The sequence below is a fragment of the Candidatus Protochlamydia amoebophila UWE25 genome (assembly GCF_000011565.2).
GTDB lineage: Bacteria > Chlamydiota > Chlamydiia > Chlamydiales > Parachlamydiaceae > Protochlamydia > Protochlamydia amoebophila.
Map to the genome: position 1 here is coordinate 1,313,822 of NC_005861.2, position 26,493 is coordinate 1,340,314.

Annotated in this window: 19 protein-coding genes and 1 tRNA gene; 15 read left to right on the forward strand and 5 right to left on the reverse strand. The window is 35.2% G+C overall.

Going from position 1 to position 26,493, the window contains the following annotated elements; translation table 11 throughout:
* Positions 1–132 precede the first annotated feature (132 nt).
* The 8 genes from yidC (at position 133) to PC_RS05245 (ending at position 9,474) form a co-directional block, all read left to right on the forward strand.
* Positions 133–2,646 carry a membrane protein insertase YidC gene (gene yidC, locus PC_RS05210; RefSeq protein ID WP_044045002.1) on the forward strand — a complete coding sequence of 838 codons (2,514 nt, stop codon included), beginning with the start codon at positions 133–135 and terminating at the stop codon, positions 2,644–2,646.
* Between the two features lie 65 nt (positions 2,647–2,711).
* Positions 2,712–4,067, forward strand: coding sequence for a chromosomal replication initiator protein DnaA (gene dnaA / locus PC_RS05215; protein WP_011175632.1), 1,356 nt, complete (start codon positions 2,712–2,714; stop codon positions 4,065–4,067).
* 134 nt (positions 4,068–4,201) lie between these two features.
* Positions 4,202–4,276, forward strand: a tRNA-Pro gene (locus tag PC_RS05220).
* A gap of 65 nt (positions 4,277–4,341) precedes the next feature.
* Positions 4,342–5,466 carry a prolipoprotein diacylglyceryl transferase gene (locus tag PC_RS05225; RefSeq protein ID WP_011175633.1) on the forward strand — a complete coding sequence of 375 codons (1,125 nt, stop codon included), beginning with the start codon at positions 4,342–4,344 and terminating at the stop codon, positions 5,464–5,466.
* A gap of 131 nt (positions 5,467–5,597) precedes the next feature.
* Entirely contained in the window at positions 5,598–5,864 is a 267-nt protein-coding gene (locus PC_RS05230; RefSeq protein ID WP_011175634.1) for a 2Fe-2S iron-sulfur cluster-binding protein, read from the forward strand.
* Positions 5,865–6,000: 136 nt separating this feature from the next.
* Positions 6,001–6,705, forward strand: coding sequence for an iron-sulfur cluster assembly accessory protein (locus PC_RS05235; protein WP_011175635.1), 705 nt, complete (start codon positions 6,001–6,003; stop codon positions 6,703–6,705).
* Positions 6,706–7,132: 427 nt separating this feature from the next.
* On the forward strand, positions 7,133–8,308 hold the full coding sequence (locus PC_RS05240) for a coiled-coil domain-containing protein (RefSeq protein WP_044045005.1): 1,176 nt from the start codon (positions 7,133–7,135) through the stop codon (positions 8,306–8,308).
* A gap of 101 nt (positions 8,309–8,409) precedes the next feature.
* The gene (locus tag PC_RS05245) at positions 8,410–9,474 is read left to right on the forward strand and encodes a coiled-coil domain-containing protein (RefSeq protein WP_181679064.1); all 1,065 of its coding nucleotides are present in this window, start codon (positions 8,410–8,412) and stop codon (positions 9,472–9,474) included.
* 147 nt (positions 9,475–9,621) lie between these two features.
* Here PC_RS05245 and lpdA read toward each other — a convergent pair whose 3' ends face one another.
* The 3 genes from lpdA to PC_RS05260 are packed head-to-tail and all read right to left on the reverse strand — an operon-like array spanning position 9,622 to position 14,872.
* Positions 9,622–11,019 carry a dihydrolipoyl dehydrogenase gene (lpdA, locus tag PC_RS05250; RefSeq protein WP_011175638.1) on the reverse strand — a complete coding sequence of 466 codons (1,398 nt, stop codon included), beginning with the start codon at positions 11,017–11,019 and terminating at the stop codon, positions 9,622–9,624.
* A gap of 20 nt (positions 11,020–11,039) precedes the next feature.
* Positions 11,040–12,203 (reverse strand): 2-oxoglutarate dehydrogenase complex dihydrolipoyllysine-residue succinyltransferase, encoded by a 1,164-nt coding sequence (gene odhB, locus PC_RS05255; RefSeq protein ID WP_044045007.1) that lies wholly within the window; start codon positions 12,201–12,203, stop codon positions 11,040–11,042.
* Positions 12,200–14,872 carry a 2-oxoglutarate dehydrogenase E1 component gene (locus PC_RS05260; protein ID WP_011175640.1) on the reverse strand — a complete coding sequence of 891 codons (2,673 nt, stop codon included), beginning with the start codon at positions 14,870–14,872 and terminating at the stop codon, positions 12,200–12,202. Before PC_RS05260 ends, odhB begins: the two co-directional genes overlap by 4 nt.
* A 140-nt stretch (positions 14,873–15,012) precedes the next feature.
* Here PC_RS05260 and PC_RS05265 point away from each other — a divergent pair, with 140 nt between their 5' ends.
* Both PC_RS05265 and PC_RS05270 read left to right on the forward strand, forming a co-directional pair.
* A complete protein-coding gene (locus tag PC_RS05265; protein ID WP_011175641.1) occupies positions 15,013–15,675 on the forward strand; it encodes a hypothetical protein in 663 nt (220 codons plus the stop codon).
* A complete protein-coding gene (locus PC_RS05270; protein WP_011175642.1) occupies positions 15,672–18,047 on the forward strand; it encodes a hypothetical protein in 2,376 nt (791 codons plus the stop codon). Before PC_RS05265 ends, PC_RS05270 begins: the two co-directional genes overlap by 4 nt.
* Here the strand turns inward: PC_RS05270 and PC_RS05275 are convergent.
* Entirely contained in the window at positions 18,044–18,775 is a 732-nt protein-coding gene (locus tag PC_RS05275; protein ID WP_011175643.1) for a dienelactone hydrolase family protein, read from the reverse strand. The genes PC_RS05270 and PC_RS05275 overlap by 4 nt on opposite strands.
* A 350-nt stretch (positions 18,776–19,125) precedes the next feature.
* Here PC_RS05275 and PC_RS09940 point away from each other — a divergent pair, with 350 nt between their 5' ends.
* From PC_RS09940 to PC_RS05300, 5 genes are all read left to right on the forward strand, one after another.
* A complete protein-coding gene (locus PC_RS09940; protein ID WP_181679065.1) occupies positions 19,126–20,940 on the forward strand; it encodes a cytochrome c biogenesis protein in 1,815 nt (604 codons plus the stop codon).
* Positions 20,941–21,172: 232 nt separating this feature from the next.
* Positions 21,173–21,631 carry a hypothetical protein gene (locus tag PC_RS05285; RefSeq protein WP_039359086.1) on the forward strand — a complete coding sequence of 153 codons (459 nt, stop codon included), beginning with the start codon at positions 21,173–21,175 and terminating at the stop codon, positions 21,629–21,631.
* Complete coding sequence (hemW, locus tag PC_RS05290; RefSeq protein ID WP_011175646.1) at positions 21,615–22,772, forward strand: radical SAM family heme chaperone HemW; 1,158 nt, start codon at positions 21,615–21,617, stop codon at positions 22,770–22,772. The genes PC_RS05285 and hemW overlap by 17 nt, the downstream gene beginning before the upstream one ends.
* A 212-nt stretch (positions 22,773–22,984) precedes the next feature.
* A complete protein-coding gene (locus PC_RS05295; protein WP_011175647.1) occupies positions 22,985–25,075 on the forward strand; it encodes a hypothetical protein in 2,091 nt (696 codons plus the stop codon).
* Positions 25,076–25,092: 17 nt separating this feature from the next.
* Positions 25,093–25,479, forward strand: a complete 387-nt coding sequence (locus PC_RS05300) for a hypothetical protein (protein WP_011175648.1) — start codon at positions 25,093–25,095, stop codon at positions 25,477–25,479.
* A gap of 296 nt (positions 25,480–25,775) precedes the next feature.
* Here the strand turns inward: PC_RS05300 and PC_RS05305 are convergent, their stop codons facing one another.
* On the reverse strand, positions 25,776–26,492 hold the full coding sequence (locus tag PC_RS05305; RefSeq protein ID WP_044045009.1) for an SAM-dependent methyltransferase: 717 nt from the start codon (positions 26,490–26,492) through the stop codon (positions 25,776–25,778).
* Between the last annotated feature and the right edge of the window lies 1 nt (position 26,493).

Below are 26,493 nucleotides of genomic sequence, written 5' to 3' on the forward strand. Positions count from 1 at the left end.
GATAAATTTGTGCGACCGTACTAACAAAGTAAACTTGAGTTTTTCTTGTCTCTTTCAGTCAGGTATGCTAACCTCCTCCTTTTAAACTTTCGTTTTACAATTTTATTTAAAAAATTTACAGGTTATTTGTTCATGGATAAACGCACCACCTTGTTCGTGATAGCTCTTTCTTTAACGTTATTTGGAATGAATCTTTTCTTTCAGCATCAAAATACTCAGCAAAAGCAAGAATGGGTTACACAGCAACAAGCCAAACAAATTCAAAAAAGTAAAAAATTAGAAGAAGAAATCAAATCACGGACAGCTAATTCTGAGTCCTTTTCTTTAACAACTATTTATGATGGAGAGCAAAAAGAAGCGATTGCACGTGGATTAGTGAAAGATAATTACCTTTTAACTTTCCGCTGGAGTGAAAATCTTCCGACGGAAATTTACATTCGTACTAGTCCCTCGAATGAAATGCAAGCTTATGAATTAATCTATAATGAATCGGAACAACAAACTCCTGCTATTTATAAAACAAAGTCAAGCTCAAGTTTTTTACCCATTGCAAACATTCCCGATTTTGGACGTTATGATTTACAACTCGTTTCATTTAATTCTTCTGATAGTCAATATCCTGCACACATTGCACTTGGAGAGTATACAGATGGACACCTTTCTATTTTAAATCCGCAAAATTTACAGATTGATAAAGAAAATAAAAATTCTCAACAAAATTACTATGCCGCAATTGCTTTATTAAAAACTTCTCAAGGCTATTTACCAGTTGGATTTTATGATTTCACTAGTCAATCACTTGTTCGCTTTAATAAAATACAAGAATTGTCTTCCTTTATCGCTCCGACTCAAGACACTCAAATCAATTCTGCAACCAATGGTAAAAGAGAACAAAAATTTTATGTCTTAGAAAATAATTACCAACAATTAGTTTTCTCAAACTATGGAGGGGCACTAGCAGAGATTAATCTTCCTTTTAGAACAGACGAAAATCAAGCAAGTGTTGTCAGAGAAATTGAATTTGATCGCAATATGGTTAAACATCACCCTTATAACGCCTTGTTCCCTAGCCACGCTTATTATACTCACGCAAAAGATCAAGGAAAAGATTTTATTTTTCATGAAAAAGGACAATTAGGAGGATACTATCCCCTACTTAGACGCGATCTTATCCAAATTTCTCCTCGAAAAAGTGTTCAAATTAAACCTCAACACTATGCTTTGAATATTGTATCTGAATATCCAGAATTAGCTGAGCTTATCTACGAAGTTATTCATTTTGACAATCGATCCATTACTTTTGAAGCTGTCCAAAATCAACGTCGCATTACTAAAACTTATTCTTTTGGTGATTCCTTACAAGAAGGGCCTTATTGCCTTAATCTTGCCCTTCAAATTGATGGGGATTCGAGAGGTTTATGGTTAACGTCAGGGGTTCCAGAGGTAGAATGGATTTCTGGTGGACCTGCCCCCTCTTTAAAATATCGCATCACTCGTAACCAAAAATCTGAAGTGGAAAAGATTGATCTACCTAAAGATGCGTCAACAATCACTTCCATCTATCCTGATTGGATTTGCAATTCGAATGGATTTTTAGGAATGATTTTAGATCCTCTCAAAGAAATCGATCCCGGATTTAAAATTCAAGCAATTTCAGGAACAAATGTCCCATCTCGATTAATAGAAATTGATCAAGAATACAACCTTTATCAAGCTGCTAATTTACCGGGCTACATGGCTTATCTTCCCTTGAAATCTCAAGGTGGATTGATGAATTTCCGGTTTTTTGCAGGGCCATTTGATGATGAAACTTTAAAAACGATCGATGCTAAATATTCCAATTCTGAAACAGGTTATAACCCCGACTATATTGCTTGTCAAACAATGCACGGATGGTTCACTTTTATTTCTGAACCGTTTGCCAAGTTTCTTCTAATTTTAATGAAATTTTTTCATTATTTAACGAACTCTTGGGCACTATCCATTGTTCTCCTTACGGTTAGCTTGCGTTTGATGCTCTATCCATTGAATACTTGGTCCACTAAATCTATGGTTCGCATGCAACAAATAGCACCACAAGTTACTGCTATTCAAGAAAAATATAAGAAAGATCCCAAAAAAGCTCAATTAGAAATCATGTCTCTTTATCGAGAAAGAGGAGTCAACCCAGCTTCTGGATGCTTACCTCTTTTGATTCAAATGCCTTTTTTGATTGGAATGTTTGATCTTTTAAAATCTAGTTTCGCTCTTCGCGGTGCTCCATTTATTTCTGGATGGATTGACGACTTGACAGCTCCCGATGTTTTATTTAGCTGGAGCAAGCCTATTTTTTTTATTGGAACAGAATTTCATCTGCTGCCCATATTGCTAGGTTTAGTCATGTTCCTTCAACAACGTTTTATGTCTTCTGGTCCTAAAGACCTAAGTCAGATGACAGATCAGCAAAGACAACAACGAGCAATGGGAACCATGATGACAGTCGTTTTTGCTGTCATGTTTTATAACTTCCCATCAGGATTAAATATTTATTGGCTTTCTTCTATGTTATTAGGAATGGTACAACAATGGTTTGTATCTAAACAAATACAAAAAACGCCTAACCCTATTGCAGTGAAAACTGTTCCTAAAAAAGCTCGGTCTCGTTAGAACAATTTTAGAGGAAGAATTTTCTTCCTCTAATTAATTTTGAGAGATTGACAAGAGTAAAAACTATGCAAGCATGGGAAGAATTTCTAAAGGCACAAGAAGTTGAACTTGGTTTAGAAACGGTTCAAAAATGGCTCAGAACGTTGAAAATACAACGATTTGATGCTTGTAATCTTTATTTAGAAGCCAAAGATTCCTTTCAAGCACTCTGGTTTGAGGAACATATTCGCAATAAAGCTCAACAAAAATTTATTAATGGAAATAATAAACGAATTAAAATTCATCTTTCCGTTGCTAATACCCCCCAAAGAGCAAAAAAAACTAAAACGGCTAATAAAGAAAAAGATTTTAAAGCTCCTTTTGAATTAACCTTCGATGAATTAGACCCACTTTGTTTATTTCCCTATTTCATTTCAACGGAAGAAAATCTCCTCTCTCATCAATTACTTCTAGAAATTGCCGGTCTTTCTCCGCAAATTCATTCAACCCAACTTGGCACGTTTAACCCCATTTATTTGTATGGGAGCGGAGGGTCGGGTAAAACTCACTTATTGATGAGCTTAGCTCATGCTTTAAAAGCACAGGGGCTAAAGGTTATTTATGTTCGAGCAGAAACATTTACTGATCACGTCGTTACCGCCATCCGTGCAGGAGAAATGAGTGTATTTAGACAAGCATATCGCAATATCGATGTCTTGCTAGTGGACGATGTTCACGTTTTTTCTAGAAAAGGCGCCACGCAAGAAGAATTTTTCCATACTTTTAATACATTGCATTTAGAAGGTAAGCAAATTATTTTAGCTTCTGAATGTTCCCCTCAAGATCTACAGCTCATTGAACCGCGCTTGGTTAGTCGTTTTGAATGGGGAATTGTTCTTCCTTTAAAACCGTTAAGGCCTGGGGAAATGCGCAATCTTCTTATAGCTAAAGCTAAAGCTTTACATTTTGAACTTCCCTTAAAGATTGCCGATTATCTTATCGAAACATTCAAAAGCAATGCCAAAGCATTAATAAAAGGTTTGGAAGCCCTCGTTCTCCGACTGCATCTGGACGCAAAACATTCCATAACAGCCCTATCTGTAACAGCAACTAAAGCACTATTAATCGATTTAATCGAAGAAGAACAGAAAACTGCGATTACCCCTCAAAAAATTATTCAAGCAGTTGCTGAACAATACGGCATTCGTACAGAAGATATTTTAGGTAAGGCTCAAACAAGAGAATGCGCACTTCCTCGTCAACTAGCTATGCATTTATGTCGTGAACAACTAAAAATGCCTTTCATGAAAATTGGAGATCTTTTTTCTCGAGATCATTCCACCGTGATGTCAAGTGTGAAGAGTATACAAAAATCATTAGAGCAAGATGATCGAGAAATCTCAGGAATTTGTCATATCATTTTGAAAAAACTACAAGGATAGTTTTCTTTCTAAAAAAAAACATAAATTCGCTAAAAAAAATTTTACTTTTATGTAAAAAGATTCTTAAAAAAATACAATTTCGTTTGTCAAAAAATTCAATCTTATGCTAATTTTTTATTCTCTTTGAGAAAAATCGGAGTATAGCGCAGCTTGGCTAGCGCGGCTGCTTTGGGAGCAGTAGGTCGGGGGTTCGAATCCCTCTACTCCGATCCCACCCTATCTTTGGAAACAAAGATAGGGCTTTTTTTTTGACTCTTTTATTTCAAGGATGTTCATGTTAACTGAACACTGGCTTGCTTGGCTTTATTGGAATCCTCCTCGAGAAGCATTTACTCTACCTTTTATTGATCATCCTGTCATGTGGTATGGCATCTGTTTTATTACTGGTTTTATCTTAGGCTATTTTATTATTGTCCCCATTATTGCTCTGTTTGTCAATCAATCAAAACATCTAAGCTCCATGGATATTCAAGATTGGAGATCCTTAGTTAATCAGTTAAAAACTTCTTCCTCTCCCTTAATTCAAAAATGTCAAAATGCATTAAATAGACAAGAGAGACAAAAATTAAACTCTGAAATTCAGCCATTAAACATCTCTTCCGATCTCAAAAATGCTTTGTTAATCAAATTAAATACCATTTTAAAAGAAAACTCAATTCAACGAAAAGATTTAGAACAAGCCTTTCAAGGAGCCATAACTTCTGCCAAACAAATAAGTTATTTTCTAGCAGATCGTCTTTGCTGGTTCATTGTTTTCGGAACATTGATTGGAGCTCGTTTAGGCGCTGTTTTTTTTTATGATTGGAACTATTTTAAAAGTCATCCTTTAGAAATCTTTGAAGTTTGGAAAGGGGGATTAGCAAGCCATGGTGGAGCCTTGGGAGTGATGTTAGCCCTCTTTTTTTATACTAGTTATATAAAAAAATGGACGCCAACTTTATCATTCCTTAGGGTGTTAGATTTTGTCGCTATTCCAAGTGCATTAACAGCTGTATTTATTCGAATAGGAAATTTCTTTAATCAAGAAATTATAGGAACTCCTTCTGCCTATCCTTGGGCTGTGTTATTTGCTCAACCAGCTGATGGCAGCTTACCCATCCCTAGACATCCTGTACAATTATATGAAGCTTTTGCTTACTTAATGACTTTTTTCTTATTATTTACTCTTTGGAAAAAATGCAACACTTGTCTCGCGGCAGGCACCTATGCCGGTTTTCTATTTATCTTTAACTTTTCTAGTCGTTTCCTTTTAGAATTTTGGAAAGCCAACTTAGATTCCATTTTAACAAACCCTATCTTGCAAATGGGACAATTGCTTAGCATCCCTTTCATATTATTTGGGATTTGTCTTGTTTGGAGAAAACAAAACTGGCAAAATTTATTTTGCTGTCACAGATAGTTAGGTGTAAATTTAAACTGAGCATGATTCATAAACCCCTTGATTTTATAACTAAATTAACCGATAATTTTTATATTAAATAACTAATTACGAATTTATTAAGTTTTAATTGTTGTTAGGAGTAAACAAGCATGGCGACGCTAGTCTTTGACCATAATGAAGAAGAAATCGAATTACCAGATGATTCACCGATAGCTGAAATTTGCGAAGAAGCCGGAGTCCCTTTTGCTTGCACAGAAGGTGTTTGTGGAACTTGTGTAATAGAAGTTAAAGAGGGAAAAGAAAATCTTTCTCCTCCCACCAAAGAAGAAGAAGATTTCCTTGGAGAAGGGACTTGCCATGAACGTTTAGCTTGCCAATGTCGCATTAAACAAGGTCGCGTGCGTATTATTTTTTAATTAAACATTTCAGAAGAACATAGGATTCTTCTACTTAAAAAACTCAGGTTAAAATTATTTAAGTGCCGATTCAGATTTTGCCTGTCTTAATTTAGAATCTGAAGACACTTTAACTGTTATCAAAGAGGTTAATACTATGTCTTGTTGTTCAAAACCCCACCAAGATGATCATCATTCTCACTCTCATTCCCATTCGCACTCTGGAGGCTGTTGTTCGCCTGCTCCTTCCCCGCAAGAGCATCAACATTCTGGAGGATGCTGTTCTCAACAACCGAAAAAAGCAGCGACTGAAATTTCTCGCTCTATGACCATTGAAGATATTTTAGGCATGTTTCCTTACAAAGCTCAAAAACTTTCACAAGAAATTACGAATGCTGGGCTTCATTGTGTGGGTTGTCACGCGGCCGTATGGGAAACGTTAGAAGCTGGAATGATGACCCATGGTAAAACAGATGCACAAATTGATGAGCTCGTTCGACGCTTAAATGCTTTATTACAAGAACCTGTCGATCAATCCTCTATTTGCATCACACCACGGGGAGCTTCTAAATTTTTAGAAATTTTAGCGGATGAAAATAAGCAAGGCTGGGGCATGCGCTTTGCTGAAGAAATGGCTGGCTGCAATGGCTTTGAATATGTGCTCGACTTTTCTGAAAAAGCAGACGCTGAAGATGAAATTTTTTCTTCCAACGGAATTGAAATTCATGTGAAAAAAGCAATGGTTCCCCGACTTTTAGGGTCAGAAATTGATTTTGTTGACGGTCTTCGCGGATCAGGCTTTAAAATTTCTAATCCTAATGTTCGCTCTTCTTGCGGATGCGGAAGTTCTCACAACTATTAAAATTCTTAAGGCCACTCTGTTCTGAGTGGTCTTTCAAATGTATTCAAAAAAATTAGTTTTTCTATATCAAAATGTATAAAACTAGATATTAAATATAATTTAAATAATTTATTTTCCCCTTTTACCAGTCGCATAACTATTTTATAATCACTTTATAATCAAAGGCTTATGATTAATTTTCCTAAAAAATAAAGAAAATAGCTAGTCAATTAAATTAAGAAATGGTTAAGCTATTTTTAAGTTTAAATAAAGAAAAAGGTTAAAATGAATTTTAAATAAAGCACATAAAATTTAGTAAGGAGGCGCAAAATTAAAAATATATATATTTTTCCAAAAAGAAATGAAAGATGTTTAATTTATTTAAACACGTTTAGTTTTAACAAATCTAAAAACAGGCGATTTTTAGATTAAATTTAGGAGAATTTTTATGAATTTAAGCAGCCCTACTACAACCTCTAATTGGGATTTAGGAAATGACTGGCATATTATGTCTCCTCAGGAACAAATGCAAGACGTTTACGCTCGATTAAATTCTTTGTCAGATAAAACCCAACAACAAGATAAAATAATTACCGCGCAAAGTGAAGTTATAGAAAAAATCATAAAAGAGAATGGCATATTGAGAACTAATAATGAACATTTACATTCGCAAATTATTCATTTAACAGAAGGTCAGCAAGAAGTAGTAAAAGAGAATCGACAAATTTCTACAGAATATCAGACATTAAAGGATAAGTATGAAGAGGTCCAAACTCAATTACGAGAAATGGAGAATATGTTTGTCAGATTTTATGAAGAGCGTGATGAACTAAATGCAAAGATTGAAAAGTTATCGGAAGAAAAAAAGACATTGGAAGGAAGTAATCATCAAAAGGATGAAGTCATCCATAAGCTCAATGGACAATTAAGGGACGTCACACATGAAAGAGATGCAAAGCAAAGAACGATTGATGAATTACAAAAAGAAATTGTCAGATTAACAAATGAAAATAAAAATAAAGAAAGAGAAAATGGCCAACTTACTGCTGAAAAACAGCAGCTTCAACAAGAGAAGGATCAAACTACTAACGATAATTTACAACTTTTGGATCAAAATCAACTTCTTAATCGTGACAATTGGCAACTTCGAGAGTCAAAAAATGAGCTAGAACTAACTCTAAACCAACTTCGGGAAGAAAAAAATAGTTTGGTACAGCAAGTAGATAATAAGCAAAATGCTCTTATAGATAATGAATTGAGATTTAATCAGCAGCTAGAAGAATTGCAAAGGAAATATAACAATCTTTCTACTACTGATTCCAATAACCAACTTCAACTGAATAATTTAAAAAACAAATTGCTGGAGATTTTTACTTTACCGTTAACCCCACAAAATTTGGACAAATATCAACAGTGTTTATTAGACACTGTACGCTTGTTAAATCTCCCAGAAGAAAGACTAAGAGAAATTAATCCCGAAATTATAAGAATTGTCAGCCAATTAAAGCAAAGTGCTAAAAATCCTAACATTTTTGGCATGAGAACTGAGACCCTTAATGCTTTAAGTTTTATACTTGGTATAGTTGGCGGTGGTATAACAGTATTAGGTTATTTGCGAAAATAATTCAATTAGGAAAAACCAACTTGCGAACCAGGACTGGTTTTTTTAAAAATAAAAGTTTAAAATTAAGTGAACCAATAATTTACCAATTAAGAGGTATTATTATGATTCCCAAGCCAAAAGATTATTTTTTTACTCCAACTGATTTACAAGGAACTATAGACACTTTTTTAAGACCTAATGCAATTCTTACTCAACAAAGACAACGACAACTAGAATTAGTTCTGGAAAATTTTTTCTTAAAAAAAGACCAAGAAAATCTTACTCAGCAATTGACAGATATCAAGTGCAATATAACTGGTAAGCAAATTGAAAATGAGGAATTGAAAAACAAAAGTCAGCAGGAATTACAACAAATCATAAAAATAAGCGAGAAGTTATTAGCTGCGTGTAAAAAGGAGTGCGAAGATCATGCGCAGTTTAAAAAAGAAGCAGATCAAAAAGTAGCTTCTATCTCTCAATCTTTTGCCAAGTTACGCGAAAATGATGCTAAACAACTTCATGAACTCAAAAGAATGCATCAGCAATGTGATGACTTACAGTTATCTCATAAGCAGGATATGCAATTACTTGGTCAACTCAATGAACAGGTCCAAAAAATAAAAGAATCTTTTCACTTTCTTGGACAAGAATATAAGCAACACTTCAAAGACTTTCAAGTTCTTAAGCAACAATTTGGCCAAATTCGCAAAGATTTAGAACTTATTAAAAATCAATTAGACTACATGGGAAAGGATCTTGAAGACATTAGACAAGATTTTAAACGTTTTAAAGAAGAGATGAACAGCTTAACTCAAGATTTTCGAGTAATTAGAGCCCAAATAGAAGAATTGGACCGTCGAGAAGATATTAGCAACAAAGCTATTGCGGATCGATTAGAAAAAATGCAAGTCGCATTTGATCAACTTGCAGCTCAGATGAATAAGGATAAATTTGTACAGTCAACAAGTCTACCTCAAATTTCAGAGAGTTCTTTTGATAGATCAAATTCAAAAAATATTTTAACTTTTAGTTTTTTTCGGTCTCTATTTAAATGGAATATCTTCAAGATAATTTGTTTAAATCACTTTAATCATCACCATTTATTTCGTCGTACTTCGAATATCTGGACTTCGAATATCTGGGCAAGAAAAATCCCAATACCAGTTGATTCTAAAGAACTGGGTTAACTATTTAGTAATAACTAATGCCAAGGTGGAACACCTTGGCTGTTTTTTTATACAACTATAAAACTTCTTAAAAAAACCTTAATTTTCAAAGTCCGTCATCCCAGATTATTAACTTTTCAACAGACAGGGTTTAATAATTTTCAAATATTACCCATGAACGGCTTTTCCCAGAGCCTGCAGAGCAGCCTCTTTGATAGTTTCACTGAGGGTCGGATGAGCTTGCACGGTTTCGGCTAAATCTTTTAAATTGATTTGCTTTTGAATGGCAAGAGTTCCTACTGCGATGAGCTCAGATGCATGAGCCCCTATGATATGCATTCCCAATAGACGGCCCGATTTTTTTTCGCCAATCAATTTCACAAATCCTTCTATTTCATCCGTGCAACGAGCCCGAGAATTGCCTCTAAAATAGGTTGTTCCTGTTAAAAGAGTGAGTCCTGATTCGCTAGCTTCTTGCTCTGTCAGTCCCACAGAAGCAACTTCTGGATTCGTATAGACTACATTTGGAATAGCTAGATAATTGATACTTTGCCTTTCCCCTTTTAGCCATTCCACAACAGTGATTCCTTCTTGAGAAGCTCGATGAGCAAGCATTACACCTTCAATAAGGTCTCCAATCGCAAAGATATGTGGTTGAGATGTACGAAAAAATCCATCAACGGGAATAAATCCTTTTTTATCTATTTGAATTCCAACTTTATCTAAAGCTAATCCTTGGGTATAGGGTCTTCGACCAACAGCAACTAATACCACTTCCCCGCTAATATTTTGCAATTGTTCGTTTTGTTCAATGGTTAAAATCGTTTCATTAGGTTGCAAAACAGCTGTCATCATTTTCGTCGACAACTTAATTTCAATCCCCTGCTTTTTGAGAATTTGGAATAGGTATTTGGATAATGCGATGTCCATGGCAGGACAAAGACGATCTGACATTTCAATAATTGTCACTGAAGACCCCAGACGATTGTAGACAGAAGCGAGTTCTACCCCAATCACTCCACCTCCAATGACGAGTAAGCGTGGAGGGACAGTAGCGAGATTTAAAGCCCCTGTTGAAGAAACAATATTTTTTTCGTCAAAAGGCAAATGAGGTAATGAAGTAGACTCCGATCCTGTTGCCAATAAAATATAATTAGCTTTAATTTCATCTATATGAGTTCCATTTTTCACTTGAAGCGTATGAGCATCCAAAAATTGCGCTTCTCCTTTTAAATAAATCACCCCATTTTTTTTAAAAAGTAAAGCAATCCCTTCAATCAATCCTTTGACAACATTTCTTTTACGTTCCATCAATTTTGTAAAATTGACTTTTAAATCAGATACTTCAATGGCTTGTTCGAGTCCATGTTGTTTCAATGTTGAGTAAAGATCTGTAGAATGGAGAAGAGTTTTAGAGGGAATGCATCCCACATTTAAACACGTCCCTCCTAGCGTTTCTCGTTTATCAATACAAATCGTTTTTAAACCCATTTGAGCGGCTCGAATAGCTGCCACATACCCACCTGGCCCAGCTCCAACAACTGCTAAATCATAGTGTTCAACCATATTTGTGATTTCCTTACATTTTAAAGATTTAACAATAAGCGAGAAGGATCTTCTAAAGCATTTTTAATATGAACTAAAAATGCGACAGACTCTTTTCCATCAATCAAACGATGATCATAGCTTAAAGCAAGATACATCATCGGCCGAATCACAATTTGATCTTCCATGACAACCGGCCTTTTTTCAATCTTATGCATGCCTAAAATTGCGCACTGAGGTGGATTTAAAATGGGAGTGGAAAGAAGAGAGCCATATACACCTCCATTCGTAATCGTAAAACCACCTCCTTGAAGATCATCCATAGCAATTTTTCCATCTCTTGCTTTTTTAGCAAAAAGATCAATCGCTAATTCAATTTGAGCAAAGCTTTGTTGATCACATTGTCTGACCACAGGCACAAATGTTCCTCGCTCTGTTCCAACTGCAATTCCTATATCGTAGTAATGTCTTTCTACAATGTCCTGTTGATCGAGGTAGGAATTGACTGTGGGAAAAGCTTTTAAAGCAGAGACAACAGCTTTTACAAAAAAAGACATAAAGCCTAATTTTATTCCATATTTTTTTATAAAAATCTCTTGATGCTTTTCTCTTAGAGAAATGATTTCTGACAAATCTACTTCATTAAACGTTGTCAACATCGCCATAGTTTGCTGAGCTTCTATTAAACGATTTGCAATCACTTGTCGAATTTTAGACAATGGTTGCCTTGTTTCTTGACGTTCAAAAGTTTTTGCAGTTTGCTCCAAATCTTGAGCTATTTGCGAGGGTGAAAGCTCTTCTATCTGTAAATCAGAAAGATAAGATTCTTTCGTTAGCCGCAAAGTTCCCAACGCATCCTTTTCTACAGTTTCAAAAGAAGGTTTGCTAGATGTTATACTATCTTTTTGTTCAAGAATTTCAGCAGAAATTTCTTTGTCCTCTTTTTGAGGGACATTCTTTTCTATTTGAGACTCTTCCTCAATAAATCCAATCAAAGCTCCAATTTTAACGCGATCTCCAGTTTGTACAGATAAGGTGATTACTCCCGTTTTTGGGGCAAATAACACTTGATTAACCTTATCGGTTTCTAGCTCTAAAATTTCGGCGTCAGTTTTAACGAAAGTTTCATTAGTCACTAAAATTTGACCAATCATTACTTCTGTAATCGACTCGCCCATAGAGGGGACTTTAATGTCAGTTCTCATGTTTTGAAGACCTGTTTTAAAATGTTTGCATGTTCCTGATTGTGAAGGCAATAAGATCCGGTTGCTGGAGTGGCGCTTCGCTCCCGACCTACGTAACTTAGCTGAATAGAAGATGAAATTAACTCGTTAAGATAAGGAAACATAAAGCTCCATGCCCCCATATTTTGAGGTTCTTCTTGAGCCCAAACAACCTCTTGAATATGAGGATATTGAAAAATTAATTTTTTTAGCTCTTCCATATGCAAAGGATACAATTGCTCAATGCGGATAAAACCTATCTCTTTTTGATTCAATTTCTCTCTTTCAGCTAATAAATCATAATAAATTCTTCCCGAACATAAAACTAGACGTTTAATTTCTGATGGATTGGCAAAAACATCATCAATAATTTCTCGAAATGTACCTTGTGTGAATTCATGCAATGCACTGACACATTTCGGATAGCGAAGGAGACCTTTAGGGGTAAATACAATCAAAGGTTTTTCAAATTGATGTTTCACCTGTCTACGGAGTAAGTGAAAGAACTGAGCGGGAGTTGTGGTATTAACGATTTGAAGATTGTCATGTCCTGCAAGAGTTAAAAATCGCTCAAGTCGCCCTGAAGAATGCTCAGGCCCTTGCCCTTCAAGTCCATGAGGAAGAAAGAGAATTAATCCTGACTTTTGTCCCCATTTTTGTTCAGCACTTGCAATAAATTGATCAATAATTATTTGTGCTCCATTATTAAAGTCACCAAATTGAGCTTCCCATACATTTAGACCTTTTACACAAACGACACTATATCCATATTCGAAGCCCAAGACGGCCATTTCCGAGAGAGGTGAATTAACGATCTCAAACTTACCTTGTCCTTGTTTTAGATGAGCAAGTGGATAATAATCCTTTTCTGTATGTTGATCGACCCAAATCGCATGGCGATGACTGAAAGTGCCACGACAACAATCTTGGCCAGATATGCGTATTGATACTCCTTCTTCTAAGAGAGAGGCATAAGCTAGATGCTCAGCAAGTCCCCAGTCAATAAGTTTATTTTCTTTCACTTGACGAAGTCTTTCTTTTACCAAATAGTCAACTTTAGGGTGAAGGGTAAATCCTTGAGGAATTTGACTAAAACGCTCTGCCAATGATATGAGTTTTTCCAAGTTAACGCCAGTTTCAACAGATTGAAAAAAACTTTGAGGAATTGAGAAGGGCTGTTTAACGACAGAAGAAATTGCCTGTGGCTGATTTATTTTTTCATGTACTTCCCGCAATCCTGCTTTATAAGCTGCTTCCAGCTGATCCATCATTTGAGGATCCAAAATTCCCTGAACTAACAGTTGATCGTAATACATTTTCCGAATCGATTGTTTACCTTTGATTAAACGACATTCTAGAGGCTGGGTATAAGCAGGTTCATCTCCTTCATTATGCCCATATTTTCGATATCCATTCAAATCAATGAAAACGTCACAATGAAATCGTTGCCGAATTTCTAAAGCTAGCAAAGTTACCTGAACGCAGCTATCGGGATCCTCGGCATTTACATGAAAAATAGGCAAGCCGAATGCGCGGGCAATATCTGTACAATATCTTGTTGAACGCAAATCGCGTGGGATAGTGGTAAATCCAATCTGGTTATTAATCACAAAATGAATGGTTCCACCCGTTTCATAGCCTTTTAACTGGGAGAGCTGTAGAGTCTCATAAACGACACCTTGCCCAGATACGGCAGCATCTCCATGGATTAAAATGGGAATAATTTTCTTCCGGGCTTTTTCACCACCAGCTAAAAATTGTTTAGCTCGTGTTTTTCCTTCAACAACTGCATTGACAGACTCTAAATGGCTAGGATTTGGACTTAAAGAAATCTTGATTGATTTACCCAATCGGGTTTTAATTTTTTCCCCAGTATATCCTTTGTGATATTTCACATCTCCCATTCCTTCTAAAGAAGTCGGAATGTATTCTTCCCCAAATTCGGAAAAAATAGTATCTAAAGATTTGTTAAGAATATTCGCCAAAACGTTTAATCGTCCTCGATGGGCCATTCCAACTAAAAACTCTTGAACTCCTTGTTCAGCTCCTGCTTCGATCAACAGATCTAGCATAGGAATTAAGGTCTCTGCCCCTTCCAAAGAAAACCGTTTTTGCCCAATATATTTAGTGTGTAAAAAAGTTTCAAAAAGTTCGGATCGACTTAAACATGCTAAAACATGTTGTTTTTGCTCTTTGGTCAAAGTTTGCTTAAAAAATTGCTGTTCTATAAAGTCTTGTATCCATACTTCCATTTTTTTATCATTAAGATGTTTATACTCGAATCCGATGCGGTCGCAATAAATCTTACGTAAATATTCAAACTTGGAAGTTTGAATAATAGCTTGTGTATCAACACATGGCTTTAGATATTCTGTTAGAGAAAATGTAAATGAAGAAGGATTTAATGATATGGGATTTACTGAAGATATTAAGTGACCATCCCGGCGCAATACATCAATTACATGATCCACATGATTGGAAGAAGAGGATTGTTTATTAGTAGTTGTGAAAGAAGAAGCTGTTTCTAATTCCTGAAAATAACGATGCCAAGAAGGATCTAAGCTGTCATATTTTTTTTGGTAATCTTGATATAAATTTTCAAGCAGCTCTATATTTGCAAGCTCCCCTTCAACGATTGGATGGCCATCCATTCATCATCCCCTATCTAAATCCTTGTATTCGCCCAATCTGATCAGTTTTTTGAAATATCTCTGATTATTTAAAGATTTAGCTTAGTGATAAATATTTTGAAAGAATAAACTCTGAGTCCTAAATATAACGATTAAAAACAATGGCTAACTTTTTTCAACCACGCGCTTGGATTTTATTTTTTTTAATTTTCTTTTGTAGTTGTTCTCGATCAACTTCGCATTTACCTCCTTCTTACTTTTGGCAAACGTTTTGTGCCTGTGAAGAGATGAAAGGCCAAGAAAGAATTCTTCTTTATAGAGCGCTTATTCCTCAATCTTGGATACGTCAAGACCCTTCTTTAAAAGACTCCTTAATCGATACGACTTTGTCTATTTGCGAGTTTTATGCTAAAGAAGGCAATGATCAAGCACGTATCACAATTCATACATTTCCTATTAATGAACGACAATTAAGAATTCCTCCCCTGGCCCAAATTGAACGCTGGAAAAAACAATTTGAAGATTTAGACCTTTTGTCTGTCAATGTGACAACCCAATCACATGGAGGATTTATTGGACTTTGCTTAGAAGCAGAAGGAACTTATCAAGGGCAATTGCAAAAAATGTTGGCTTGGAGTATGCATTTATCTCCTGAATATGACAGGCAATTAAATAATCGAAAAGATCAATTAAAATACCGCTTGATGAGAGCAGATTATACCATAAAAATTGTTGGCCCGGCTTCTTTGATTAATAAACAACGTAAAGCTTTTTTTCAGTTTGCTAATAGTTTTGAACTTATTGAAGAACTTCCTTCCCCATGAACAATTGGACTAGACGTTGTTTTCATTTTTTAGGCGGCGTCTATCTGGCGATTTTTTTGATTAGTGCTCTCGCCTTAATTGTGATTGCCGGTACAATTTTAGAAACTTATACTAATTCTCACCTCTTCGCCGCTGAATGGACTTATCATAGCCCTTTCTTTTTAAGTTTACTGGGTTTGATGTTTGTCAATATCCTTATTTCTGCTCTTCGCCGATGGCCTTTTCAAAAAAAGCATATTCCTTTTCTCATTACGCATCTTGGATTATTGATGGTCATTGGAGGAACAATAATTAAACAACAAATGGGAATACAAGGAAATCTAAGTTTAACAGAAGGAAGTGGAAGCCAAACGCTTTTGATTCCCCATACTTTCGCACTGAAAGTAGAACAATTAAATCCTCCTTTTGAAACATCTCGTCAAGAGATTCGCAAAGTGGCTTTAGAAGAAGGACCCCATCTCCATCAATTCGAGCAATTTCCCACTTTAAAATTAAAAATTTTAGGACATGCTCCTCATGTCAATGAACAATGGGAAACCTGGATTAAAGGAGAAAAAGCTTATTTTTCAGGTATTCCTCCTTTTCCTATTCAAAGCTGGCAGACAGACATTCCTTTTCCCAAAGGGATTCTCCTTCCTTTATCAACCTCTACTTCTGCTTGGCTAGCCTTAGCTTTACGAACAGATCATTTAAAAGAAAGTTTAAAGAATTTTTATTTGGAAAATTTAACAGTTCGACTCACTTCCAAAACCCAACCAGACATTGAATTAGAGATTCCTTTGCAACTTGCTTTAGAAAAAGGAATTTTATTTGAACAAAGAAAGATTCACTTTGATTTGAATTTGAACTTTTCTTCCATTCAAGGATTGGCGCCTCCAACGCTTAATTTATCTTGGAAAACACCTTCCGATATAGAACAATCCATTCAAATTGCGCTTCAAGGCAATCATTCACTTTATATGCAATATAAAAACTCATGGACTCTTTCCGCTCCTTTCAATGTTGATTTGATTCGCCCAACCCCTGCCCTTCTCATCGTAGAAGATCGGCAAAAAAATACCTATTTATTTGCATTTGATAAATATGGGAGAGTTCATGAAGAATCGTTTAAACAAAATCAATTTTATAACTTGATTGCTTATGCACAAGGGCATGGAGGTTATGTTGTTCAAGCAGAAATTCCATTTCCTTCTTTCCCGGCAAGTCGCCTAGACAAAGAAAAAGCTGATGAATATTTTTTACAGAATCAACTTCAACAAGTTTTTTCTTCAACAAACACGCTTATTCCTCCTTTAAAATTATTTCAACAAGCTTGCCAACGGTCTGGGCATAACTTTGTTAATGCCTTTGTGGAATTTTTGCATGTCTGGAATGACAGCCACACCCCTCTTTTTTCCTCTTTATCTCTAGCGTCTCCCACTTTACAGGAGTCCCTTTCTCATTTAAATTGGGAATTAATTCCAAAAGAGGATTATCATGGATGTCAATGGACGTGTCTTTTTTTTGAAGATCTTCAAAAAACTTTACAAGCTGATCAAGATTTGCTTGTTATTCTGCATGAAAAATCATGGCCTGGTTTGAAAACTTTAGTAACAAAAGAAAGCAAAAAGGAAATTTTATTAACTCATCTTACCCAACAAATTTTTTCTGCTTCCTCTTATTTACCCCCTCCCCTCATTGAAGAAAAAAGTGTGCTCTATCAAGCCCAGCTACTCTCGGCTTATTTTAAAGCCTATGACATTGATTATCATACTTTAATTCAAAGAGGAGAAGTTGGTGAAGAAAATTATGAACGTTTACACGCGATGCATCCTACAGCGAAAGAAAAAATTTTATTAGAGACACCTTTGACTTACTATCATCAAACAAAAGAACCCCTGCAAAAAAAAGAGAATAATCGCCCAGCTCTTTTCTTAGAGGCTATAGAAAATGAAAAAAAACAAATTGTTTCCCTCGCCTACGATGAGTCAGCAACTGGATTGAAATGGCCCATTTTAAATGGACAGTACCTTATTCGTTTTCAACCTCAACAAATTTCGCTTCCTTATCGCTTAAGGCTTCGACAAGCAAGGCAAATTAATTATCCTCATACGCAACAAACTTATAGTTATGAGGGGGATGTTTTAATTACTAATAATAATCAAGAAGAAAAGGCCTTAACCTTGAGCATGAATAAGGTTTATGAAACCTGGGACGGATTTCGCTTTTACTTGGCGGGAATGACAACAGCTTCTCCACAAACGGCTAATCATGTGCAAATCATTGTCAATCAAGATCCAGCTAAATATCTTTTAACTTATCCAGGTGGATTAATCGTGACCATAGGGACAGTTCTTCTATTTTGGCTGAAACCTTACCGGAAAAGGGATTAAAAGATTTCCTCAAAAAAATTTTTCATGGCAAGCCAAGCTCGATCACACGTTTTAGGCTCATAAAACTTTCCACCTTTTTTATCGTTCTCTTCAGGATTTGTGAAAGAATGCCCAGCATTTCCATAAGTATTAAATTGCCAGTCTACATTGGCATCGGTCATTTCCTTTTGCAAATGGAGTACATTATCTACAGGTACATAGGGATCGTGGTATCCATGCAACACTAATAAGGAACCTTTTATAGATTTTGCAATCGAAGCGGTTTTCACATTATTCCCCTCTTTTTGACTTCCTAATATACCATGAAAACTGACAACACCCTTCACATCAGCCCCACTACGTAATAGTTCTATCACTGTCAACCCTCCAAAACAAAATCCAATTGCGCCAACCTTTCCTGCATCAACTTCCGGTTGTTGAACTAAAGCCTGCATAGCACCAAAAATACGCTTTTGCAGAAGTTGCCGATCCATGAAAAGAGGCTTCATCAATGCGCCAGCTTCTTCCCCATTTTGCGCTACTCTTCCCTCACCATATAAATCCACTGCAAAACCGATATACCCTAATTTAGCTAATTCTTGAGCTTTTTCGCACACAAACGCATTTCTTCCCATCCATGTATGTGCAATTAAAATAGCCGGTTTTTTTTGTTTTGTTTCAGAAAAATTAACAAAATATCCTTTGAATATTTGATTATCTACCTCATAGACGATTTCACGATCTTTCATGGCAAACCCTTTCTCATTAAATAAAAATTAATACTTGTTATTTTTTTAATGTACCTAAAGAGAATTAGCTTTCTTAAGCTCTTTAAATATTCACTTTTTATTGCTATTTCAGCAATACTTGTTTAAATATATTTAAAAATTATTTTCGAAGCTCTTTTTCTAACTAGAATCCAAAAATTTAAACAGAAATAAATTTTTATTTTTCTCCACGAGCTTTATCAAGTCTTTAATCAAAAATTAGCCATATGATAAGGATAAGTTTGTATATTTCGATTATTAAAAATAAATTTATAATTTTTTTTCAAAATTTTCCTAACTCACTAAAAATAAGCTTATTGTGGCTAATTCTAATGAGTGGAATAAGCCTATATGGAGATCTTAAAGGGGAAATAGAAGATTTTCCAGTCCTTTATAAAGGGCGTTTTCGGCCTGCTGATGTTTACGCCAGGCTATGGTTATACGATTTTTATCATTCGCAATCGATTAAAAATGAAGATCTAAAAACTTTTCGCACTCCTTGTTCTTCCGCATTACCTTTTCTTTGGCGGTTAGATCGCTTAGGACATCAATCGTTTATATGTACCCCTCTTTTTTGGATTTCTTCAGCAGAAATTAAACAACTAGCGAATTTAGATATCTTAAGTAATCGATTTAATTATCAAGAACTGAACTCTCTTACTCCTACTCTCTCTTTAAATCTGACAAATAAAGAAGGGGCAGAGTTTTCTCAACTAGTTCAGAAGCTCAAACAATTTAGTTTGATTGAGCAAGAAAACCCACAAGAACAGCTATTTCAAGAACGATTAAAGTCTTTGCAAGTACAAGAGTTATCCCCTCAACAAATTGAAGCTACTTTAGAACAAGAATTTCCATTGGTTGAACGTTTAAAACAAGCAGGAACGCTATTTAAAGCCCTTCCAGGAAAATATGGAGAGGGAGACTGGATCTCTTTAAAAGCTTTTAAAATTAAAATTTTTGACAAACGAACCAACTGCTTAAAACCTATTGGTAATTTTACTCTTTATTCTAACGAAAACTTTGAGAGAATTCGCGATGCCTATTTTGCATGGGAAAAAGCTGTCAGCCATGAAAATCTCAATGATCAAAAAAAAACATACCATTATCTTGGCTTTTCTTTAAAAAAAGCGTATGCAACAATTGCGGGACACCCTTATCAGGAAGCTGCGGGTAAGGCGCTCTATTATCCGACATTGAATCAACTTTATGCTGAATATGCGTATTATCAATTCCCCTGGATCAAACTGCTCATTGTTTTGTACGGTTTTTCAGCTATTTTTTTGATGTGCTTTAAAAATATTTTAAATCCAAAAGTAAAACAAAGCATTCTTATGCTTTTAATTGTTACTTTTATGCTTCATACTGGCTTACTACTATGTCGTTGCTATATTCTAAATCGCCCTCCCGTGACAAATATGTTTGAAACAGTCATTTACATTCCTTGGGTGGCAACTCTCTTTAGCCTTACTTTAGCTTTTTTACGACGAAATACGTTTGTTTTATTTAGCGCTTCACTTTCCTCATTTGTTTTATTAGTTATCCTTGAAGTTACCGATCTCAATCAAAGTTTAGACCAAGTACAAGCTGTTTTAGACTCACAGTTTTGGCTTCTTATTCATGTTTTAATTGTTGTAGGAAGTTACGGTATCTTTATTTTAGGTTCTGTATTAGGCCATTTTTATCTCTGTTTAGCTTTGATGCATTCTTCCAAAACTTCAACCATGCGCACTTTAGCACAGTTAATTTTACAAACTTTATATGTGGGAACAGCTTTTTTAATTACAGGTACAATTTTAGGAGGTGTTTGGGCAGCTGAGAGTTGGGGCCGCTTTTGGGACTGGGATCCCAAAGAATCTTGGGCATTTATTTCGATTTGTTTATATCTCATCTGTATTCATGCCTATCGTTTTCATCAGATTAGAGAGTTTGGTCTAGCGTTTGGGGCTGTCATTGGATTTTTAGCGATTAGCTTTACTTGGTATGGAGTCAACTACATTTTAGGGACAGGACTTCATAGCTATGGATTTGGTTCTGGAGGAGAGAAATATTACTACAGTTTCTTGCTAAGTGAAATTCTTTTCTTAATTTCACTATCCATTCTCAAAATTAGATCAATTCATTCAAATAAAAAGGAGGATAAGCCTTGATTTTTTTCCTCTCTAGTTTCTCCTGGAATTTTTTTTTAAAAAGAGAAGCCTTTCTTTTAATTCCTTCATTATTTATTTAAAAAGATTGAAAAAAGTTGCCAAAAACCCTACTATTTCCGTTCCACGTCATTTCGTTATCTGCATAAATTGGTTTTTTTGAGATTAATGGCTATCTCTTTAAACAATGTGGAAACGTGGACAGATTTTAATTAATGGAAGTATCATGAAACATATCAAAAGTGAAAGATTAAAAAAACTCGAGACAGAGCTTAATGATCTCGAACAATGGTTAAAACTTGGACTAGTTCCCAAAAAAGATGTAGATAAACACAAAGAAGAAATTTTAGCTGTTAGGACAAAAATCGAAGAAGAAAAAGAAAGGCTGCAATTTCTTAAAGAAAGTGGAGAAGCGGAAGAATATATCACTCCCAAGCGAATCCCTGGTCGAGCCGGTTACAATGATATGCCTACAATCCCAGATATTGACATTGGGGAAACGATGGGTGGAAATGAAACTGGCTTCGATATGGAAACAGATGCCATTGAAGTTGAAAATACAATTGGCGCAAGGGAAGATGATGAAGATGGCGAAAATGAGGAAGAGGATGATGAAGATGACGAATCCTATTTCAGTGATCGCAATCGATGGCGGCGTGGAGGAATCGTAGACCCAGATGCTAACGATTGGTAACCCCACTTCATCGGAAATCAGTCTTTATTTTCATATCCCTTTTTGTACAAAAAAGTGTAATTACTGCCACTTTTATGTCCTTCCTGATCAAGAGCCTTTAAAAAATCAATTACTGATTGCTTTAAAATTAGAGTGGAAGCGTATGCTTCCTCTCTTAATAAATAAATGTATTATCTCTATTTATTTTGGTGGGGGAACTCCTTCCTTATTCAGCCCAGATCGCATTCAGGCTGTACTAGAAACGATACATCAAGATCTCCCCTTTGACTACTCAACAACTGAAATTACTTTGGAGGTAAATCCTGAAAATGGTTATTTCTCCCTTATGCGAGCTTACGCTCAGGCGGGAATTAATCGAGTCAGCATCGGCATTCAAACTCTAGATCAAGAACTTCTTCATCTATTAGGCCGCTTGCATAGTCCTTCCTTAGCAAAACGATCCGTTTTAGAAACATATGAAGCAGGCATCACCAATCTTTCTATCGACCTCATGTACGATTTACCGCGTCAGTCCCTCAAACATTGGGAAATGACTTTACAAGAGATTGGTACCCTTCCTCTATCTCATCTTTCTTTATACAATCTCACAATCGAACCTTTTACAGTCTTTTTTAAAAAACAAAATTTTGTACGTCCCCTATTACCCGATGAAGAGACCAGTTTAGCCATGTATAATGCTGCCATCGAGCACTTAACTAGTTTTGGATTAGAACAATATGAAATCTCCGCTTTTGCAAAGCCAGGATTCTATTCTAAACACAATACAGGCTACTGGTTAGCACGCCCCTTCATAGGATTTGGTCCCTCTGCATTTAGTTATTGGGAAGGAAAACGTTTTCGCAATGTCGCTAACTTAAAAAAATATCATCAATCATTAACTCTTAATCAATCCCCGATTGATTTTAATGAGCAATTAGATCCCATTGCCCATTTAAAGGAATTGTTTGTCATTCAAATTCGGCTCTGCCAAGGAATTTCTATCGCAGATTTCGAGCAAAGGCACGGGAAACTATCACAAGAAACGTTAGAAACAATAGAACAATTCATTTTGGATGGTTTTCTCACCCAATCGAATCAAATTTTAAGCTTAACAAAAAAAGGTGTTCTTTTTTATGACACAGTGGCTTCTGAATTGATTTAGGATTTATGAAAATTTGCTGTTTTACTTAAGCACAATTTACCAATTCAGAACTCAATAAAGAGCGTCTAAATCATTTTCACTAGCTTCAATTCAATCGATTTTTAAGTTAAAAATGTAAAAGAAAAAATCCCTGCTTATTCTAGTATCAGCAAATTTTACAAAATGGCATGCAACTTGCATTTCTGAATAAGAAATAAAAGAGGCAAACAACCATGATAAAAAACGATTCTAGTTTTTCAGATGTTCCTCGTAGCTATCAGACTAACTGCGAGCATGTGATTCAAAATAAAATTCAACTCGACAAGATTTACGAACAACTTAAAACATCAAAAAACAGTAAAGAATTTGTTATCATGCATGATGCATTAACAAAGTTAGACCATAGCATGGCAAAACTTAAAGAAGATATCGAAAAAATTAAAATAATTTCTAAAGATGACGAGTTATCTAAAAAAGTTTGGAATACTGCGAATTCTCAAGATATTTTCACAGCATTAGATTCTAGCAGGTTACTCATTCAAAATGCACAAGAAAGTTATCAATTATCTCTACAAATTCTTCAAAGCCACATGCCTTCTTCATTGCATACAACCGAACCAAAAAATGAACTCAGCAATAGCTATGTCCTTTTTGATAAGTTATGGCAAAAAGAGAACGTTCTTCCTGAATCTTTCCTAGAGGTGGGTCAATCTTTAGTTGAATTATATCAAAAAAATCCCACACAGCTAGAGCTTCTCACTAGAGCGCATCAATGCTGGGAAAAAGCTGCGGAATTATACGAAAAAAAGAAAAATTATAGCCAAGCTTTTGAAATTCGCGCAAAAATTGCAAACGAAATAACAATCCCCCATACCCATCCTCTTTATGAATTAGAATCCAAAGTTGATGACTATGTAAAAAACGCTAATATTACTCCGGATGATGGGGCTAAATTTGATCATTTAGATTCAGGTATATTAAAGCGTGGAATGTTATCCATTAGAAAACGTAATTTGGATGGAAAAGAAAAATTAGTGGCTAATTTCCATATCAGTCATTTTGCTAAGGAAAAACTACTCAGCACGATAAAAGCTATTCGCGAAAACAAAGAAGAATTTATTAAAAACTTGCCAGAACATTTGAAAAGCCAGTTAACGATACGCGATGTGGATAATGGATATTTTAAAAAAATAAGCGATGTCTACAGCAGTGACATCAGTCAAGGGATGAGGCTAGGAAAAGCAATAGAAATTGAATTCAAAGATATTGGAGTGATTCGCGTTGCTGCAGATAATGAATTTCACTCTATGCGTGATCGTATCGTAATTGAAGTTAATAAAAACACCTCTTCAGGGTTAGAACAAATGAGCGAAATTTCCACCGTGATGGGATTAGGGCCTATTTTTGGAGTTGAAAGTTTGGAAGAAGAAGAAAGAAAAAAGATTATGTTGCTCTTTCGTACATTTTATCCTCAAGAAGCCTATCCATTAGAGAATTTGCAAGACACATACGAAATTTCTATCGAAAGCCTTAAACAAATGATAATTGACCGACAACCAGATATGAAGGAAGTTTTTAAAGATTATTTATCAGGTGAAGGAAGGATGAAAAAAGTAGAAATTGCTCCCAATGCTTCTGTATGGAGCGTATCTAATTTAGCAGATTTAATGCGTCACGAAGGAGCAATTGGCTTAATGGCTGGTTTTACAGGTGATCCAGAAGTTTTAGTATCTGTGCTGACCCAAGGTTCTTTATGTTCTCAGGAAAGATTTGAGAAAGGCCATAACTTTGATGGAACAAGTGCTGGACAAGATCATAGACATGGAGGAGCAGGTTTTGTTTTTAGTCGGTTAATTAATCAAAAAATGGTAAATACACTTCGGGAAGAATTGATAGAATCGACTGGAAGTTATGAAGAGAGGCCTAGCAGTCTTATCCAACGCTATCCACATTACGGAGAATATCAGTTACTTTATGATCTTTCAGTTATTAATACTGGAGCTTATGCCTATAATCAAGATCGCTATGGAAGTAAGTCTATAGAACACTATGGTAAACGAAATAACCTCATCGAATTTACAAAATCATTAGACGAAAATAGTATAAAAAATGAAGTGATGATTCGGGATCGGCTCCCACCTGATAAACTTCATAAAATACTTTTTTCAAGCGAAAATAAAAAACAAATGCTTATTGATGACTTAAAAGATAAAAATCTTATTATAGAAGAAAAAGGAAAACATTACATAAAAGGTTATAAGAGTAAAAGTATTGAGGAATTATTTGTTGTGGGGAAATATTTTACCAGTGAGATGTGGAAATAAATAAGGAATGGTGCTTTATGAATAAAATATTTGATGCTGTCTATTATGTAGAGTCTTCCGATCTTGGAAAAGCCTATAATCCTGTTGCCATTCAACCTAAGTTTTTTTCCTATAAAACTAGAAATTATTCTGAGCAACGTTGCGAATGGCTTGATACAGATCGCGGAGCTTATTTTTATTATGAAACAGCCAATTTTATAGACGAGGATTCTGAGAAAGTCCCTCCTCGACAATTTAAATTGATTGGAGAAAATGAAGAAGAGATTACTTTTACTTACCTCACAACAAAATTATTCAAAGAAAAAATTGCTGACAAAGTTGGAGGCTCTCTCAAATTTTCACAGGACAGCGAACTTCAAAATTATTATTTAGAAAAATTTTCTAAAAAAATGCATGAAGAATAATAGCTTTACTTTGTTGACAAGATTTTTGAATGAATACTTAAAAAAATGTAACAAGGGTTATTAAATGGTAGCATTTGTACATAGATCAATATTGGTTTTCATAAGTATTTTCCATAAAGAAAAAAGAGAAAAAAATCAAGATTTTAAAAAATCATGGGTAACAAAAAGCACAGCCATATTGAATAAATAAGGCATGCTATGATTGACACTAAAAAGTTTTAAAAATCGTAACTTTTCTTTTTCTCTTAAATCTACCTATAGTCGATTAATCAGTTTATTAAAAAACCAAAAATAGATTAAACATGCACAAGAAAAATTGCTGGTTTTTTTTCTAGATTAGGAAGAGTGCTTTTTTTCCAACTTTCAATCGTTTGGCAAATGACTCCTTGTGTAGGCATAGTTAAATCCCAGGCAATACATAACCAAGCCTGATCAGGCAAGGATTTTAAAGTCGATTCTAGTGTGTGGGCATTTCGATAAGGGGCTTCCATAAAAATCTGAGTTGCCTGATCTTGTTGTGCTCTGTGAACAAGGTTTTTTAACTGAATTTGCCTGTTAGTAGGTTCTTTGTCTAAGTAACCATGAAAGAAAAACTTTTGACCTGGTAACCCAGATAGCATAAGCGCCATTAATAAAGAAGAAGGCCCTACAAAAGTTTGAATGTGTATTCCTTGTTGGCGGGCACGATGCACCAATTTTGAACCAGGATCTGCAATACAAGGAAGTCCTGCATCAGAAACTAATCCCCATCGTTCCCCTTTTAAAATTGGTTCTAAAAAAAAGTCTATATGTTCATCGGGAGTATGTTCATTAAACAAAGCAATCGGAATTTCAACTGCTGGTTTTTTGGTTGCAAATCGTTTTAAATAACGTCTTCCCTCTGTTTCGCTTTCAGCAATTAAGCCATCAATGGATTGAACGGCTTTCGAAACACTAGCTGGTAAAAAAACTTCAGCATGACGATGATCACCTAAAAGGTTAGGTAATAGAAGTAAAGCAGGTTTATCACTCATA

Coding starts and splice junctions, on each gene's coding strand:
- yidC (WP_044045002.1), top strand. CDS start 133: ATGGATAAACGCACCACCTTGTTCGTGATAGCTCTTTCTTTAACGTTA.
- dnaA (WP_011175632.1), top strand. CDS start 2,712: ATGCAAGCATGGGAAGAATTTCTAAAGGCACAAGAAGTTGAACTTGGT.
- PC_RS05225 (WP_011175633.1), top strand. CDS start 4,342: ATGTTAACTGAACACTGGCTTGCTTGGCTTTATTGGAATCCTCCTCGA.
- PC_RS05230 (WP_011175634.1), top strand. CDS start 5,598: ATGGCGACGCTAGTCTTTGACCATAATGAAGAAGAAATCGAATTACCA.
- PC_RS05235 (WP_011175635.1), top strand. CDS start 6,001: ATGTCTTGTTGTTCAAAACCCCACCAAGATGATCATCATTCTCACTCT.
- PC_RS05240 (WP_044045005.1), top strand. CDS start 7,133: ATGAATTTAAGCAGCCCTACTACAACCTCTAATTGGGATTTAGGAAAT.
- PC_RS05245 (WP_181679064.1), top strand. CDS start 8,410: ATGATTCCCAAGCCAAAAGATTATTTTTTTACTCCAACTGATTTACAA.
- lpdA (WP_011175638.1), bottom strand. CDS start 11,019: ATGGTTGAACACTATGATTTAGCAGTTGTTGGAGCTGGGCCAGGTGGG.
- odhB (WP_044045007.1), bottom strand. CDS start 12,203: ATGAGAACTGACATTAAAGTCCCCTCTATGGGCGAGTCGATTACAGAA.
- PC_RS05260 (WP_011175640.1), bottom strand. CDS start 14,872: ATGGATGGCCATCCAATCGTTGAAGGGGAGCTTGCAAATATAGAGCTG.
- PC_RS05265 (WP_011175641.1), top strand. CDS start 15,013: ATGGCTAACTTTTTTCAACCACGCGCTTGGATTTTATTTTTTTTAATT.
- PC_RS05270 (WP_011175642.1), top strand. CDS start 15,672: ATGAACAATTGGACTAGACGTTGTTTTCATTTTTTAGGCGGCGTCTAT.
- PC_RS05275 (WP_011175643.1), bottom strand. CDS start 18,775: ATGAAAGATCGTGAAATCGTCTATGAGGTAGATAATCAAATATTCAAA.
- PC_RS09940 (WP_181679065.1), top strand. CDS start 19,126: ATGAGTGGAATAAGCCTATATGGAGATCTTAAAGGGGAAATAGAAGAT.
- hemW (WP_011175646.1), top strand. CDS start 21,615: ATGCTAACGATTGGTAACCCCACTTCATCGGAAATCAGTCTTTATTTT.
- PC_RS05295 (WP_011175647.1), top strand. CDS start 22,985: ATGATAAAAAACGATTCTAGTTTTTCAGATGTTCCTCGTAGCTATCAG.
- PC_RS05300 (WP_011175648.1), top strand. CDS start 25,093: ATGAATAAAATATTTGATGCTGTCTATTATGTAGAGTCTTCCGATCTT.
- PC_RS05305 (WP_044045009.1), bottom strand. CDS start 26,492: ATGAGTGATAAACCTGCTTTACTTCTATTACCTAACCTTTTAGGTGAT.